Source organism: Roseobacter phycocola (assembly GCF_042055075.2).
Taxonomy (GTDB): domain Bacteria; phylum Pseudomonadota; class Alphaproteobacteria; order Rhodobacterales; family Rhodobacteraceae; genus Roseobacter.
This window is the reverse complement of sequence record NZ_CP194010.1, coordinates 731473-746132: the sequence shown is the minus strand read 5'-3', so window position 1 is coordinate 746132 and position 14660 is coordinate 731473. Positions and strand designations below refer to the sequence as shown.

Sequence of the window (14660 nt, the reverse complement as noted above, 5' to 3'; positions counted from 1 at the left end):
GAAGGTGTGTCAGGTGAAGCCGCCTCAGGTTTTGGACAGCTGGGCCAGCTTGCGGCCCGTATCGACCATGCGGTTGGCAAAACCCCACTCGTTGTCATACCAGCTCACAACGCGGATCAGGCCGTCTGCTGTAACGCTGGTCTGCGCCGGTGCAAAAGTGGATGAATGCGGATCATGGTTGAAGTCGACGGACACCAGCGGATCCGCCTCATACCCCAGAATGCCCTTCAGCGGACCATCGGCGGCGGCTTTCATCGCTGCGTTGATTTCATCCTTTGTCGCGGGCTTTTCGGGCACGAACGTCAGATCGACAAGCGACACATTCGGTGTCGGCACCCGCACTGCGGAGCCCTCAAGACGCCCCTCAAGATGCGGCAGAACCAGCGAGATTGCCCGCGCGGCGCCCGTTGAGGTCGGAACCATTGACAGCGCGGCGGCGCGGCCCCGGTAAAGATCCTTGTGGGCGGTGTCATGCGATGGCTGGTCACCGGTGTAAGCATGAATTGTGGTCATATAGCCGGTTTTGATCCCGACAAGCTGGTCCAGAATGTAGGCAACCGGTGCAAGGCAGTTTGTTGTACAGGACGCATTGGAGATGATGACATCGTCCTTCGTCATGTCCTTGTCGTTCACGCCAAACACGACTGTTCGGTCCACGTCAGTGCCCGGTGCAGAGATCAGAACGCGTTTAGAGCCGTTCTTCAGATGCGCTTCGGCTGCGGTGCGCTTGGTAAAGAAGCCCGTGCATTCCATCGCGACATCCACGCCGCCCCACGGCAGTTCTGCCGGATCACGCGTCGCGGTCACCTCAATGCTCCTGCCGTTCACAACGAGCGCACTGCCTTCGACCGAGACCTCGCCCTGAAAGCGCCCATGCACGGAATCGTATTTCAGCAGGTGTGCCAGAGTTTCCGGGGAAGAGAGGTCATTAATAGCAACGACTTCGACATCGGAAATGTCATTTTCTGCCAGGGCGCGCAGGACGCCGCGGCCAATGCGGCCAAATCCGTTGATTCCGACAGTATGCGACATGTTGTTTCTCCTGAATCGGCTGGCCCGCGTGAATTGCAGGCGGTCTTTATATCTGTTAGCGCTAACGACCACATTCGCGCGGAAAGTGCAATGGTTGATTTGCCTGTCGGGCGGCTCTGGGGTGCGTCATATCTGCGCGGGCAATGCCCGTATAGCGTGCAGATAGGGCTGCAATGCGCGGTTGACAGGCACGGCCGCCTGATCAGAGGGCGTCGCGGATAATGTCCACCAGCGTCTGGCGTGGCAGACGACAGGGGTTGGCCCGCATAGAGGACGCTGTCTCTGCCTCAGCGGCAATGGCCTCAAGGTCGGTGTCCTGCCTGACCCACTGGTCCAGCCGCCGAACATTCCAGCGATCAAGCAGCGGTTGAATCCGGGCGAAGTCTCCATCCGGCAGGACGCGCGAGACAGAAAGCATTGATGCAACTTCGTCAAAGCGGATCGTATCCGCACCGATCCGCTGCATCTCTCGGGCATTTGCTTCCAGAACCGGACCGAGCAAACGCCCGCAGATCAGCCCATGCGGTGCCCCCAGACGCCCGCCCAGAACGCCCGCGAGCCCATGAACGGCACCGAGCCCTGCGTTCGCCAGCGCCAGACCACCGGCGAGACTGCAGAACGCCATCGCATCCCGCGCGGCGGGATCCTCGGTGCGCTCAAGCGTGGCCAGCGCCCGCAGCCCCTGCGGGATCGCCGCACGGCAAAGTGTGTCTGTCAGCGGGTTGGAACGGTTGCACAGAAAGGGTTCAATCACCTGCGTGACCGCGTCGAGGCCGGCGGCCAGGGTCACAGCACGCGGCGCGCCGTCTGTAAGCGCGGGATCAATCAGCGCGATGTCCGGCAGCATCCGGTCGTCGCGCAGACTGACTTTGCGCCCCGCTTCCGGAACAGCGATCACGGCGTTCTTTGTGACCTCAGCACCCGTACCGGAAGTCGTCGGAATAGCAACGAACGGCATGGGATCTGCGGCAAGCGGTGCGCCCCCGCCCACACCTTCCAGGTGGTCCATAACATCCGTTGTACCTGGCAGCAGTGCGGCAAGCGCTTTTCCAAGATCAACAACCGCACCACCTCCAACCGAGACGACCACCGTGCATTCGGCGCGCCGACCGGCGTCCAGCCCGGCTCTGACCATATCGACATCCGGTTCAGCAGAGCAGAAAACTTCACAGACGTCTGCGCCTGTGTCTTCAAGCTCCTGGCGCAGCGTATCGGCAAAAGCCACCGAACGGCCCCGCACCAGCAGCACCCGTCCTCCAAAGCCCCGGACCATGCCCGCGGCTTTTTTCGACTGCCCGCGACCGAACAAGATTTGCCCGGCCGTCAGAAAGCTGAATGGATCAGACATGATCGGATCAGTAAGCCAGCGTCGACTTTACAGCACGCCTCCAGTTGCCGTATTTCTCATCACGTTCCGCATCGGGCATCGCCGGATCAAACGTGCGTTCCAGCCGCCAGCTCTGCGAAAAGCCCTGGATATCCGGATAGACACCCGCGCGCTGTCCTGCCAGCCAGGCGGCCCCAAGGGCAGTGGTTTCCAGAACCTCGGGCCGGTCGACAGACGCCCCGATGATGTCCGACAGAAACTGCATCGCCCAATCAGAGGCCGACATGCCGCCATCCACGCGCAGAGTGGCACTTGCCCCCTCGCCCTGCCAGTCGGCCTGCATCGCCTCAAGCAGGTCGCGGGTCTGATATCCTACGCTTTCGAGGGCCGCACGGGCGAATTCCTCCGGACCCGAATTACGGGTCAGACCATAAACTGCACCGCGGCATTCCGCATGCCAGTAAGGTGCGCCAAGGCCCACAAAGGCAGGCACAAGTACGATATTCTGGTTCGGATCGGCCTTTTCCGCCAGAGGCTGGGTCTCGGCAGCGTCCCTGATGATCTTCAGACCGTCCCGCAGCCATTGCACAACCGCGCCGGCCACAAAAATAGACCCCTCCAGGGCATAGGTCGGCTTGCCGTCAAACTGATAGGCGATGGTGGTCAGCAGCCGGTTTTTCGACGTGACTGCCGTCTCACCAGTGTTGAGCAGTGCAAAACAACCGGTGCCATAGGTTGATTTCAGCATACCCGGCTCAAAACAGGCCTGACCGATTGTGGCGGCCTGCTGGTCACCTGCGACGCCCAGAATTGGCACCGGGCGACCAAAAAGATCAGGACGTGTTGTTCCGAAATCAGCAGCACAGTCCCGGACCTCGGGCAGCATATTCATCGGGATATCAAAGAGCTCACAGATCGTCGTGCTCCAGCGCCCTTTGTGAATGTCATAAAGAGACGTGCGCGCGGCATTCGTCGCATCAGTCACATGCGAGGCGCCGCCGGTCAGCTTCCAGATCAGAAAACAATCCACCGTGCCGAACAGCAGTTCACCACGGCTGGCCCGGTCGCGGGCACCCTCAACATGATCAAGAATCCACTTCAGTTTCGTAGCGGAGAAATACGGATCCGCCAGCAGACCGGTGCGGGCGGTAATCATTTTGTCATGACCCGCTTCGCGCAGCTCGCGGCAGTAATCCGCGGTGCGCCGGTCCTGCCAGACAATGGCGTTGTAAACGGGCTTGCCGGTTTCCTTGTCCCAGACCACGACCGTTTCACGCTGGTTCGTGATCCCGATGGCGGCAATGTCCTCGGGTCCAAGGCCCGCCTTTTCTATGGCCGCACGGCATGTCCCGGCGGTGGTCGACCACAGATCACCCGGATCATGTTCAACCCAGCCGCTGTCGGGGAAATGCTGTGGGAACTCTTCCTGCGCAGTCGCGGTAATCTTCATGTCCGCGTCAAACAGAATGGCGCGCGACGAAGTGGTTCCCTGGTCAATGGCGAGAATATGGGTCATGGCAGCCCCCGGCGTTTTGGTTGAATTTCGGGCGGGATTAACCCGCAAAAAAGGCCGGGGCGCAAGTCGTGCGCCCCGGCCCCTGTTTCAGAGACTTACTGCCAGGACTTGATCAGCTCGTCGTAGCTGACAGTCATCGGCTCTTCGTCCTCGTTCTCCAGCTTGGCGTAAGGTGCGCCCGGCTGATCGAACCAGTACTGTGCGTCCTGTTCGTCGTTCAGGACCGGACCCAGATCACCCTGGACACCTGCACGCTCAAGACGCTGGAGCACACGCTCCTGATCTTCGCACAGTGCATCGAGTGCTTCCTGAGGTGTCTTTGCACCGGACATTGCATCACCGATGTTCTGCCACCACAGCTGCGCCAGCTTCGGATAGTCAGGCACGTTTGTGCCGGTCGGCGACCACTGAACGCGCGCAGGCGAACGGTAGAATTCGACCAGACCACCCAGCTTGTCGGCACGGTCTGTGAAGTGCTGGCTGTCGATGGTGGATTCACGGATGAACGTGAGACCAACGTCAGATTTCTTCAGGTCGACCGTTTTGGAGACCACAAACTGTGCATAGAGCCATGCGGCTTTTGCACGGTCCACAGGTGTGGATTCCATCAGGGTCCAGCTGCCTGCGTCCTGGTAGCCGATCTTCTGACCTTCTTTCCAGTAAACACCGTGCGGGCTGGGCGCCATGCGCCACTTGGGCGTGCCGTCCTCGTTCATCACGGGCAGACCGGGCTCAACTGTCGCCGCGGTGAAGGCCGTGTACCAGAACATCTGCTGTGCCACGTTGCCCTGCGCCGGGATCGGACCCGCTTCGCCGAAGGTCATACCGGCAGCCGCTGGCGGCGAGTACTTCTGCAGCCATTCAATGGCTTTGGTCACAGCATAGACAGCCGCTGGCGAGTTTGTCGCACCGCCGCGCGCGACACAGGAACCGGTCGGCTGGGAGTTCTCGTTCACACGGATACCCCATTCATCAACCGGCAGACCGTTGGGCTCACCAACGTCACCCATGCCTGCCATGGACATCCACGCATCAGTGTAACGCCAGCCAAGCGACGGGTCTTTTTTGCCGTAGTCCATGTTGCCAAAGACTTCGCCCTCAACGCCCATATGGCTCAGATCACGGCCTGTGAAGAACTCAGCGATGTCCTCATAGGCCGTCCAGTTGACCGGTACACCAAGGTCATAACCATAAGCCGCCTTGAAGTCGGCCTTGTTCTTTTCGTCGTTGAACCAGTCGTAACGGAACCAGTATAGGTTCGCGAACTGCTGGCTCGGCAACTGATAGAGTTTCCCGTCCGGCCCCGTGGTGAAGCTGGTGCCGATGAAATCGTCAACGTCCAGCGTCGGCAGGGTCACATCAGCGCCTTCACCCGCCATCCAGTCGGTCAGGTTGCGCACCTGCTGATAGCGCCAGTGCGTCCCGATCAGGTCGGAGTCGTTGATGTAGGCGTCATAGATGTTTTCGCCCGACTGCATCTGTGTCTGCAGCTTTTCAACAACATCACCTTCACCGATCAGGTCATGCGTGACCTTGATACCTGTGATCGCAGTGAAAGCGGGTGCCAGCACCTGGCTTTCATACTCGTGCGTTGTGATTGTCTCGGAAACCACTTTGATTTCCATGCCCTGGAACGGCGCTGCAGCGTCCACAAAGAACTGCATCTCCGCTTCCTGGCCTGCGCGGTCCAGCACGGAAAGGCCCGCGATCTCGTTATCGAGAAACGCTTTCGCCGCTTCCATGTCGGCCCAGGCCGGCAGTGCCATACACGCGACCATCGCGCCCACGGCTGTGGTTGATTTCAGTGAAAAGTTCATTCTGGTCCTCCCTTAGACTTCTTGAACTGTTTTTACGGCCGCCCGGCTGGTTTCCGGACGCACCATTCTTCCTTTCTCAGACCCAGCGGAAAACCGCTGCGGCATAGACAAGGCACGCCAGCAGCGCATAGGGCTGTGGAGCGACCTCAAGACCCAGCCAGATCAGGTTGATAAAAGCCGAGCCCAACAGCGTGATGAAAAGACGATCACCCCGCGTTGTTTCAATGCGGAGAATGCCGACGCGCGGCGTCTCCGGAAATTTGATTGCAAGAATTGTGAAGGTGATCAGCAGACAGGCGATCACGCCAAAGAATATTGCTGTCGGTATGGTCCAGGCCATCCATGCCATAGTGCTTGCCCCCCTTTACACGCGGCCCAGGGCAAAGCCCTTGGCGATGTAGTTGCGCACGAAATAGATCACCAGCGCGCCTGGTACGATCGTCAGAACACCCGCCGCTGCCAGCACGCCCCAGTCAATCCCGGCAGCGCCCTGTGTTCGCGTCATGATGGCAGCAATCGGCTTGGCGTCAACCGTTGTGAGAGTGCGGCTGAGCAGCAGTTCCACCCATGAGAACATGAAGCAGAAGAAGGCCGCAACGCCGATCCCGCTCGCGATCAGGGGCATGAAAATGCGCACGAAAAACCGCGGGAAAGAATACCCATCAAGGTATGCAGTCTCGTCGATCTCCTTCGGCACACCGCGCATGAAGCCTTCGAGGATCCACACGGCGAGCGGCACATTGAAGAGACAATGGGCCAGCGCCACCGCGATGTGCGTGTCGAACAGGCCGACGCTGGAATAAAGCTGGAAAAACGGCAGGGCGAAAACCGCAGGCGGCGCCATCCGGTTGGTCAGCAGCCAGAAGAACAGATGCTTGTCGCCCATAAAGCTGTAACGGCTGAAGGCATAGGCCGCCGGCAGTGCCACCGCGAGGCTGATCACCGTGTTCATCACCACATAGATCAGCGAGTTTACATAGCCGATGTACCAGCTCTCATCCGTCAAGATTTTGACGTAGTTCTCCAGCGTCAGATCGCGCGGAAAGAGCGAGAACTCCCCCAGAATCTCCGTGTTGGTTTTCAGGCTCATGTTGAGCAGCCAGTAGATCGGCAGCATCAGAAAGAGCAGGTACAGCCCCATCACGATGGCGGAACGGTTCACCCGGGGGCTCCGGCGCCGCGCAACTTTCGCGCCGCTGCCCGTCATCCCGGCCGCGGGGGCCTGAGCAGTAGTATCAGCCATCAGACACCATCCCTTTTGTCGAGGTTCGTCATCACGGTGTAGAACACCCAGGAAATCAGCAGGATCACGAGGAAGTACATGATCGAAAAGGCGGCAGCAGGTCCAAGATCAAACTGTCCAAGCGCCATCTTCACCAGGTCAATCGACAGGAAAGTCGTCGCATTACCCGGCCCGCCGCCCGTGACGACAAACGGCTCTGTGTAGATCATGAAGCTGTCCATGAAGCGCAGCAGAATGGCGATCATGAGCACACCCGCCATCTTGGGCAGCTCGATATAACGGAACACGGCCCAGCGGCTTGCCTGGTCGATCTTGGCCGCCTGGTAGTAGGCGTTCGGGATCGACTGCAGACCGGCATAGGCGAGCAATGCCACCAGCGACGTCCAGTGCCACACATCCATCACGATCACGGTGACCCATGCGGCGACGATATCCTGCGTGTAGTTGTAGGAAATGCCCATCTTATCAAGCGTGTAGCCCAGCAGGCCAATATCCACACGGCCAAAGATCTGCCAGATGGTGCCCACCACATTCCACGGGATCAGCAGCGGCAGCGACATCAGCACTAGGCAGAAAGACGCCCAGAAACCGCTCTTTGGCATGTTCAGGGCCACGTAGATCCCCAACGGGATTTCAATCGCGAGGATAATGCCCGAGAACATCAGCTGACGCCAAAGGGCATCCCACATGCGTTCCTCGGCCAGCATCACCTCGAACCACTCAAGGCCCGCCCAGAAAAACTCATTGTTCCCGAAGGTATCCTGGACGGAATAATTCACCACCGTCATCAGCGGGATCACCGCCGAAAAGGCCACCAGTACAAGCACCGGCAGAACCAGGAACCAGGCCTTCTGATTTACTGTCTTGTTCATCAGGCCGCCTCCCCCTGCGGTGCCACACGCCAGTCATCGGCGTAGACATTGATGCCCTTCGGATCGAAGGTGATACGCGGTGTGTCGACCGAGATCTGATCGTCTTCACCGGCAATGGCGCTGATCTCACTGCCGTCGACGTCCAGCCTGACAATCTTGTGGCGCCCCACGTCCTCGATCCGTTTGATTTTAGCCGGCAGCCCGTTTTCAGCGTCACCGATCCGGATGAACTCCGGCCGCACGCCCACCTGAAGACGGCTGCCATCAGACTGGTATGCAGCGCCAAGCGGCACCCGAACACCGGCAATCCGCGCTGTATGTCCGTCGATTTCCGCATCAAACAGGTTCATGCCGGGCGACCCGATGAAATAGCCCACAAACGTATGCGCCGGCCGCTCGAACAGCTCCTGCGGTGTGCCGATCTGCACAACGCGCCCGTCATACATGACGACCACCTTGTCCGCGAACGTCAGTGCCTCAGTCTGGTCATGCGTCACGTAGATCATCGTATGACCAAACTCGTGGTGCAGTGATTTCAGCTGTGTGCGCAGTTCCCACTTCATGTGCGGGTCAATTACGGTGAGGGGCTCATCAAACAGCAGCGCGTTCACGTCCTCACGCACCATACCCCGTCCGAGAGAAATCTTTTGTTTTGCATCCGCCGTCAGGCCTCTGGCCTTGCGGTCCAGTTCAGCTTCCATACCGATCATCTGGGCGATCTGGCTGACACGCTGTGCAACATAGGAAGCATCCTCACCACGATTGCGCAGCGGAAAGGCCAGGTTGTCGCGCACGGTCATCGTGTCATAAACGACCGGAAACTGAAAAACCTGCGCGATGTTGCGCTCTGCGGTCGGCGCCTCCGTCACGTCACGGTCGTTGAACAGAATGCGTCCCTGGCTGGGATGCAGCAGTCCTGAAATAATGTTCAGAAGCGTGGACTTACCGCAGCCGGACGCGCCCAGAAGCGCGTAGGCTTCACCGTCGACCCAGTCGTGGTTCAGTTCTTTGAGCGCGAAGTCATCCTCGGACTTCGGATTGGCAAGGTAGGAATGCGCGAGATTATCCAGCGTGATTTTGGCCATTATGCCGCCTCCGCGTAGGGGGCCGCTGACACCAGCGCGCCGTCCGTGCCAAAAAGATAAACGTGTGCCGGGTCGAGATAGACGGACAGGTCCTGACCAGGTTGCAGACTGTGAACGCCATGCACCAGTCCGACCCAGCGCGCGCCATCATGATCAAGGTGTACAAAGGTTTCTGATCCGGTGATTTCCGTCACGCTGAGACGCGTGTCGAATTTCATCGTACCTGCCACATGCGGTGCAAGCTCCAGATGGTTTGGGCGGAAGCCAGCAGTATATTCACCGTCAGCAAGACCCGTTGCATCCGCAGGAACCGGCGTCGACTGCCCGGCACCGAAGCGCAACTCACTGCCCTCCTTGCGGACAGACAGAAAATTCATGGGGGGATCTGAGAAAACCCGTGCCGTCGTGGCATTGACCGGGCGGCGGTAAACCGACGGTGTCGGACCGAACTGTGTCACGCGCCCTTCCCAGAGCGCAGCCGTATTCCCGCCCAGCAACAGCGCTTCCTCAGGTTCCGTTGTTGCGTAAACAAAAATCGAGCCGGATTCTTCGAAGATACGCGGGATTTCCGCACGCAGTTCTTCGCGCAGCTTGTAGTCGAGGTTGGCAAGAGGTTCGTCCAGCAGCACAAGGCCCGCGTTTTTGACGAGCGCCCGCGCCAGCGCGCAACGCTGCTGCTGTCCGCCCGAAAGCTCAAGCGGCTTGCGGTCCAGCATCGGCGTGAGTTGCATCAGCTCAGCCGTTTCACGCACCCGCGCATCGATTTCTTTGCGGGACTGCCCCATCAGCTTCATCGGCGACGCGATGTTATCGTAGACCGTCATAGACGGGTAGTTGATGAACTGCTGATACACCATCGCGACCTTGCGATCCTGCACCCGCATACCGGTCACATCATCGCCATTCCAGATCACGCGCCCGGTGGCGGGCACATCCAGCCCGGCCATCAGCCGCATCAGCGACGTTTTGCCGGACAGTGTCGGCCCCAGCAGCACATTCATCGTGCCCCGCTGCAGCTCCAGGTCTGTCGGGTGTATATGGGTCTCCCCGCCGACAGTTTTTGACACTCCCTCAAGTATCAGGGTCATGTCACCCTCCCCCTTATTATTCTGCGGCCTCCGGCTGCAGAGTCGGCCACTGTTCGCGCATGAACGCGTCCAGATCAGCCACTTCTGTATCTGTGAGCCTGAGCCCAAGTTTGTTGCGCCGCCACACGACATCCTCAGCCGTGCGGGCATATTCGCGCGTCATCAGCCAGCGCACTTCCCGTTCCGTCAGCGTCGCGCCAAACGCACGGCCAAGTGCTGCTTCCTCAGGCGCATCTCCCAGCACATCCCAGCTGTCAGTCCCGTAAGCCCGCACCAGCCGGCGCGCCCAGAACTCCGTCAGATAGGTGTGATCCTCGCGCAGGCGCGTGACCAGCATGTCAAACCCATCAACTGCAAAATCACCGCCCGGCAATGGCACACCTGCTGTCCAGTGTCCTGATGTGCCGCTGAAGAAAGGAACGATCTTGTCCATCGCATCTTCAGCCAGCTTCCGGTAGGTCGTGATCTTGCCTCCGAACACGTTCAGGATGGGCGCACCGCCGGTGTCATCCACCTTGAGCGTATAGTCCCGCGTGGCAGCCGTGGCGCTGCTCGCGCCATCATCATACAGCGGACGCACACCGGAATAGCTCCAGACCACGTCTTCGACGCTGATATCTTCGCGCAGGTACTGGTTCACGAAATCGATCAGATAATCACGTTCCTCATCCGTGCAGCGCGGCGCGGTATCCGGATCGGCGTGTTCAGCATCCGTTGTGCCGATCAGCGTGAAGTCGTTTTCATAGGGTATCGCAAAAATGATCCGGCCATCGGTGCCCTGGAAAAAATAGCATTTATCATGATCGTAGAGCCGGCGGGTCACAATATGGCTGCCCCGAACGAGGCGCACACCTTCGGTCGAGTTGATACGCACCTTCTGCTGGATAATATCGCCGACCCAGGGGCCACCTGCATTGACCAGCATGCGCGCGGAGAGCTGCTTCTGCTCGCCACTCATCGTGTCCTCAACAGTAACCTGCCACAGGTCGTCCACCCGGGATGCTGAAACGACGCGCGTGCGCACCATTACGTCGGCGCCGCGCTGCTCCGCATCGCGCGCATTCAGCACGACAAGGCGCGAGTCCTCGATCCAGCAGTCGGAATATTCATACGCCTTCTCAAAGCGTTCTTCGATGGGCGCACCTTCCGGCGTCCCGCGCAGCGAAAGGGTCTTTGTTGATGGCAGGATTTTCCGGCCACCGAGACTGTCATAGAGGAACAGCCCAAACCGGATCAGCCAGGCAGGCCGCCGCCCCTTCATCCATGGCATCACAGTATTCAGAATACGCGACGTTGGTGTCGATCCCTCAAACCGCATGTCGGGGTGGTATGGCAATACAAACCGCATGGGCCAGCTGATGTGTGGCATCGCCCTCAACAGCGTTTCGCGCTCTTCAAGCGCATGACGCACCAGACGTATCTCAAAGTACTCAAGGTACCTCAGACCACCATGAAAAAGCTTGGTCGAGGCAGAAGACGTCGCCGACGCGAGATCGTTCATTTCTGCAAGTCCGACACTCAGGCCGCGCCCCGCAGCATCCCGCGCGATTCCACAGCCGTTAATGCCGCCGCCGATGACGAAAACATCATAAACTGGATTGTCGCTGCGTGACAAAAGCTTCCCCCCGGCCTGCTGTGCGCGCTGATAGCACTACCTCAAGTAATGCTCGCTTTCAAGTTAATATTTTCGTTTATGTTCGTTTTCACTGAATCTCTGGAAAAGCAGCGAAGTTTCACGCAACCCTGACGACACCCTTACACAGGCAAGACGCTGTATATTAAAAATATTTTTTCCACCTTCTTTCTGTGTCACCGCTTCAGACAACCGCATAAATACGAATGAAAGCGCACACAGCATTGAAAACCGTCGCGTTGTGAAGCAAACTTCACTCAAGGAGGCACACCAGATGTCCCAGACATTCCGGCACCCCGACATCCTGGAAATCGCCAGGCGTGAAGGGAAAGTCACCGTCGAAGAACTCGCGGCGCACTTTGGCGTGACGCTGCAGACGATCAGGCGTGACCTGACCGAACTGGCAGATGCCAACAAACTGGAGCGGGTACATGGTGGGGCAATCCTGCCGTCCGGCACGACAAACATCGGCTATGACGAGCGCCGGAACCTGAACGACGACGCCAAACTGTCGATTGCGCGGGCCTGTGCAGATCACATTCCCGAAGGCTGTTCTGTTTTCCTGAATATCGGCACAAGCACCGAGGCCGTCGCCCGTCAGCTGCTGCGCCACCGCGATCTGATGGTGGTGACCAACAATATGAACGTCGCCAATATTCTGGTGGAAAACCCCGATTGTCAGGTCATCGTCACTGGCGGAACCGTGCGGCGCGCTGATGGCGGTCTCATCGGAAACGTGACAATTGATACAATTCGTCAGTTTAAGTTCGACATTGCCGTGATCGGCTGCTCCGCAATGGATACTGATGGTGATCTTCTGGATTTTGACACCCAGGAAGTGGGTGTGAGCCAGACGATCATCGAACAGTCGCGCAAATCATTTCTTGTGGCGGACAATTCCAAATTTTCCAGAACTGCGCCCGCGCGCATCGCATCCATGCGCTCGCTGAGCACCGTGTTTACGGACAAACCACTGCCGCCGGAACTGGCAGAGCTTTGCAGAAACTGGGACACCGGGGTCGTCGTAGCCCCCTGAACGCCGTCAGCCGGCCCGACCCGGCAACGGCATCCGGGTCAGATCCCTGAGCATCCTGATAAAACCGCGCACCTGATGATGGGCTGTTGTCCGGCCCTTTTGCGCACTGGCGAGATGTGCTTCACCGGTCACGCCCTTCGGGTTCAGGTCAGAGGCGATCCATCCCCATGCGACCGGACCGGTTGGCGGTATCGCGGATGCTTCTCCCGTTAATCCGAAGTCTTCTGCCGCTTCCATCTCAACGGTCTCAGGCCGGAATGCGAGCATCAGCGATGTTTCAACATCTCCTCCGTGCAGGCCATGTGACAGCTCACGTTCGGAGAAGAGACCCTCCGGAAAACCGAAACCACCCCACTGACAGCGGACTGCGAGCATGTCTTTTTCGATGCGCAGCTGCCGCACAAGAACTGCCAGCAGATCAGCGTTTCCGCCATGACTGTTTACGAAAACAACTTTGCGGATACCGGCGTCTGCCACCGAACGCCCGATGTCCAGCCATGTCCCGAGCGCAGTTTCCCACCGCAACGAAACCGTGCCGGGCTGGTGGAGGTGCTCGTCAGATTTTCCGATCGACTGCACCGGAAGAACCCGCAAATCCAGACCATCCGTATTCTGGCGCCGCAACTCGTCCAGCATGCCTTCTGCGATCATCGTATCCGTGCCCAGCGGGAGATGCGGTCCGTGCTGCTCGACCGCTGCGACAGGCACAACCGCTATGGTAGCCATGGGATCAACAGAATCAAAATCGGCGGCGCGCATTGCGGCCCAGTCCAGCGTTTGCCCCACATCAGTCTCCTGTCCGGATTGGTTCATCTCAGCTGCCCGACGCTTCCACGGTTTCCTGTGCAAAACAAGTCAGGAGTATGCGGCTCAAACGATTACACCTGCATCGCGAAAAGATCTGCAAGCCTGTTGCCGTCAGACGCTTCTGCGATGGCCCATGTTTCTTCCTGCCCGGAGTGACACAATATCACGCAGAAATCGTCCCGAAGCCCGCCGCCCCACAAAACAATACCAGAATCGTCTTCCGGTTCCTGGAGTGCAAAATACCAGTTTCGGTACTCTGCCAGCGCCCTGAGTGCTTCTTTGGAACCCTCGCTGGAAATCTGTTCACCGCCATCAAACGACACGGACGCTGAAGACGCCTCAAGCACCTTCTGATGAAAGTCTTCTGCCGACAACTCCGGTGCCATTAACGCTTCAGCCGGCACACCGCCGGTTATTTCTCCCGGCGGGAAGTCCGGGCGAACTGAAACCACTTCGATTGTCTCTGCGGTTGCCGCAAAATCCCGCAGTGCGGTCTTCAGCTTCTCCGTTTGCCTTCGGTCCATCGCCGTAGCCTCAACTGGCGCATTGCCTGCTGTTCCAGGCAATGCTCCACTGCAGACGCGTCGTTCATGCACCAGAACTGTGATCTCCAGCCCGTCGTTGCGTACCAGTGTAAGCCATCGGGTCAGAACGGTTTCGCTGACCTCTCTCACAATCGCTTCATAGGCTACCAGGTTATCCACCGGGAAAATGCGCCGGCCCTGCGCGCCTTTTTCGCCCGGTGCGCGTGACAACGCTTTCAAAGTTTCATTCAGATCCGACGCGGGTTCATTATCGCTCATGCATCAACCCCGGTTTCGAAAAGCAACTCGCGCGCAGCAACTGCCAGTTCCATGATTTCGGCGGGATCCTCGCCGACAAGACAGATCGCCTCTTCTGCCAGAACCGGTGACTTCACGAAACACGCAAGCGCGCCCCGAAAACCTGTTATTGCGTACCATGGCGCGCCCCCGCCGTCGCCGGTATCCGCCCCCTTCAATCCGTCCGGCATACCGGGCGCAAACAGCCTGAGCGCCACTCTGCACAACGCATCCAGCGTTTCCTGCCCCGTCGGGCGCATAGTACTGGACGCCAGAACCATGCCCGTGGACAGGTCGGCAAACGCAGCAACTGTGCATCCGGGATACCGGGTACGCAGGTCATCCAGTCGGGAATGTATTGTCATTGCAGTCAAAGGTCACCG

General features: G+C 58.8%; 14 protein-coding genes. 1 reads left to right on the top strand and 13 read right to left on the bottom strand.

Annotated features, from left to right (window positions below; genetic code table 11):
- Positions 1–24: 24 nt before the first annotated feature.
- The 10 genes from gap to glpD all read right to left on the bottom strand — a co-directional run bounded on the left by gap (position 25) and on the right by glpD (position 11595).
- Complete coding sequence (gene gap, locus AB4K19_RS03695; RefSeq protein ID WP_375230586.1) at positions 25–1032, bottom strand: type I glyceraldehyde-3-phosphate dehydrogenase; 1008 nt, start codon at positions 1030–1032, stop codon at positions 25–27.
- A 202-nt stretch (positions 1033–1234) separates the two neighbouring features.
- The gene (locus AB4K19_RS03690) at positions 1235–2380 is read right to left on the bottom strand and encodes an iron-containing alcohol dehydrogenase (RefSeq protein WP_375230585.1); all 1146 of its coding nucleotides are present in this window, start codon (positions 2378–2380) and stop codon (positions 1235–1237) included.
- Positions 2381–2387: 7 nt separating this feature from the next.
- The gene (glpK, locus tag AB4K19_RS03685) at positions 2388–3875 is read right to left on the bottom strand and encodes a glycerol kinase GlpK (protein ID WP_375230584.1); all 1488 of its coding nucleotides are present in this window, start codon (positions 3873–3875) and stop codon (positions 2388–2390) included.
- A 95-nt stretch (positions 3876–3970) separates the two neighbouring features.
- Entirely contained in the window at positions 3971–5692 is a 1722-nt protein-coding gene (locus AB4K19_RS03680) for an ABC transporter substrate-binding protein (RefSeq protein WP_436399076.1), read from the bottom strand.
- A 76-nt stretch (positions 5693–5768) separates the two neighbouring features.
- The gene (locus AB4K19_RS03675; RefSeq protein ID WP_436399075.1) at positions 5769–6041 is read right to left on the bottom strand and encodes a DUF2160 domain-containing protein; all 273 of its coding nucleotides are present in this window, start codon (positions 6039–6041) and stop codon (positions 5769–5771) included.
- Between the two features lie 15 nt (positions 6042–6056).
- Complete coding sequence (locus AB4K19_RS03670; RefSeq protein ID WP_375230968.1) at positions 6057–6899, bottom strand: carbohydrate ABC transporter permease; 843 nt, start codon at positions 6897–6899, stop codon at positions 6057–6059.
- Between the two features lie 35 nt (positions 6900–6934).
- Entirely contained in the window at positions 6935–7807 is an 873-nt protein-coding gene (locus AB4K19_RS03665) for a carbohydrate ABC transporter permease (RefSeq protein ID WP_375230582.1), read from the bottom strand.
- Positions 7807–8892: an ABC transporter ATP-binding protein gene (locus AB4K19_RS03660; RefSeq protein ID WP_375230581.1), complete on the bottom strand. Its 1086-nt coding sequence runs from the start codon at positions 8890–8892 to the stop codon at positions 7807–7809. Before AB4K19_RS03660 ends, AB4K19_RS03665 begins: the two co-directional genes overlap by 1 nt.
- Positions 8892–9980: an ABC transporter ATP-binding protein gene (locus AB4K19_RS03655; protein WP_375230580.1), complete on the bottom strand. Its 1089-nt coding sequence runs from the start codon at positions 9978–9980 to the stop codon at positions 8892–8894. The genes AB4K19_RS03660 and AB4K19_RS03655 overlap by 1 nt, the downstream gene beginning before the upstream one ends.
- Before the next feature lie 16 nt (positions 9981–9996).
- Positions 9997–11595, bottom strand: a complete 1599-nt coding sequence (glpD, locus tag AB4K19_RS03650) for a glycerol-3-phosphate dehydrogenase (protein WP_436399073.1) — start codon at positions 11593–11595, stop codon at positions 9997–9999.
- 292 nt (positions 11596–11887) lie between these two features.
- Here glpD and AB4K19_RS03645 point away from each other — a divergent pair, with 292 nt between their 5' ends.
- Complete coding sequence (locus tag AB4K19_RS03645; RefSeq protein ID WP_375230578.1) at positions 11888–12649, top strand: DeoR/GlpR family DNA-binding transcription regulator; 762 nt, start codon at positions 11888–11890, stop codon at positions 12647–12649.
- 6 nt (positions 12650–12655) lie between these two features.
- Here AB4K19_RS03645 and AB4K19_RS03640 read toward each other — a convergent pair whose 3' ends face one another.
- From AB4K19_RS03640 to AB4K19_RS03630, 3 genes are all read right to left on the bottom strand, one after another.
- Positions 12656–13462, bottom strand: a complete 807-nt coding sequence (locus tag AB4K19_RS03640) for a creatininase family protein (protein WP_436399072.1) — start codon at positions 13460–13462, stop codon at positions 12656–12658.
- 65 nt (positions 13463–13527) lie between these two features.
- On the bottom strand, positions 13528–14259 hold the full coding sequence (locus AB4K19_RS03635; protein WP_375230576.1) for a hypothetical protein: 732 nt from the start codon (positions 14257–14259) through the stop codon (positions 13528–13530).
- Complete coding sequence (locus AB4K19_RS03630) at positions 14256–14642, bottom strand: hypothetical protein (RefSeq protein ID WP_375230575.1); 387 nt, start codon at positions 14640–14642, stop codon at positions 14256–14258. Before AB4K19_RS03630 ends, AB4K19_RS03635 begins: the two co-directional genes overlap by 4 nt.
- Positions 14643–14660: the final 18 nt, after the last annotated feature.